At 50.0% G+C, this 1,162-nt stretch carries 1 protein-coding gene; it reads right to left on the bottom strand.

All coding sequences use genetic code 11. The annotated features are described in order from the left end of the window. On the bottom strand, positions 1-1,162 hold a 1,162-nt coding region (locus KDK16_RS12425), incomplete at both ends, for a hypothetical protein (RefSeq protein WP_257276363.1).

Raw genomic sequence — 1,162 nt, 5'->3', positions numbered from 1 at the left:
GTATGGTATAAATCACAGCAGCGATGAATCAGTCTTTGAGCCCGTTCATTTTTATTCATCACCTGCCAGAGGCGGACCAGGGCCAGATCAAGATCGTGATTTCCGCTGGGTCTGTACAGGTCTTCCTCAGTGTCATCGGGGTGCTTGTCACTCATGTTCAGCAACAGTTTTTCAGACCGTGTATGTTTGCCTATTACCTCCCAGATTCGTGCCAGGGCCAGGTCAATCAGAGGACGCCCACAGGGTTTGCACAGTAATTCTTCAGTGGCTTTGGGATGCTTGCCACTCATGTTCAGCAGTAGTTTTTCAGTCCGTTTATGGTCGCCCGTTAGCTCCCAAAATTTCACCAGAGTCAGATCAATGTTGAGATTTCCGGTGGGTTTGCACAGCGCTTCCTCTCCGGCGAAGAGAGACTTGCCGGCCATGTTCAACAGCAACCTTTCAGTCAGTGTATATTTGTGCTGCATCTCCCAATTTCTTGCCAGTGCCAGATCAATCTCTTGCTTTCCACAAGGCTTGCACAGGCGTTCTTCATTGTCATTGGGGTGCTTGTGACTCATGTTCAGCAGCAGTCTTTCAGCCCATTCATAGTTGCCCATCGTCTCCCAGAGTCGGGCCAGAGCCAGATCCAGGACATGATCTCCACAGGGTTGACACAGGATTTCTTTATTTTGATTGGGTTTTTTGCCCATCATGTTCAGCAGTAGATTTTCAGCCCTGTTATATTGGCCTACTCGCCCCCAGTATCGAACCAGGGCCAAATCAATTTCATAATTTCCACAGGGCTGACACAGGATTTCTTCACTGTTACCAGGGTGCTTGCCGCTCAGGTTCAGCAGCATCTTTCCAGAAAGTTCCAGCTTTTCCGTAACTTGCCAGACCAGGGCCAGGCTCAGGTCAATCTCACGGTTTCCACTGACCCTGCAAAGCCTTTCAACACGGTCACCGAGGTGTTTGCCACTCATGTTCAGTAGCAATCCTTCAGCCAGCTGATGCTTGCCCATGATCGCCCAATGCCGCGCCAAAGTCAGATCAATAACGTAATGCCCAAAAGGCTTGCACAGCATTTCGGCACTGGCATCAGGGTGCTTGCGACTCATGTTCAGCAGCAATTTTTCAGACCATTCGTGTTTGCCTTTTGTCTGCCAGAGTCGCACCAGGG

The organism is Endozoicomonas sp. SESOKO4 (assembly GCF_024606275.1).
Note: the sequence above shows the minus strand (reverse complement) of the source record. Positions and strands in the feature narration are given on the sequence as shown.